The organism is Corynebacterium sp. MSK310, from assembly GCF_030227355.1.
In the GTDB taxonomy this organism is placed as follows: domain Bacteria; phylum Actinomycetota; class Actinomycetes; order Mycobacteriales; family Mycobacteriaceae; genus Corynebacterium; species Corynebacterium rhinophilum.
This window is the reverse complement of record NZ_JASPFZ010000075.1, coordinates 1-251: the sequence shown is the minus strand read 5'-3', so window position 1 is coordinate 251 and position 251 is coordinate 1. Positions and strand designations below refer to the sequence as shown.

Here is a 251-nt window from a genome sequence, read left to right as displayed (position 1 = left end):
GAAGTCTGCCGCGACCTCGGTGTTAGCGAGGCAACCTACCGTCGCTGGGTCAAGCAGTACGGCGAGATGTCCCGCAGCGAAGCCTGCCGCTTTAAAGAACTGCAGGAAGAAAACGCCAAGCTTACCCGCCTACTCGGAGAAGCCGAGCTGGAAAAACCGCTACTAAAAGGAGCATGCGGAGGCAAAAATTCTTTCCCCGGCACGCAAATTATGAAGCCATCGATGACGTTGTATCCGTGGGCTATTCGGTG

At 55.4% G+C, this 251-nt stretch carries 1 protein-coding gene; it reads left to right on the top strand.

From position 1 onward, the window contains the following. A partial coding sequence (locus tag QP891_RS11770) for a transposase (RefSeq protein ID WP_284817096.1) occupies positions 1-251 on the top strand: 251 nt, incomplete at both ends.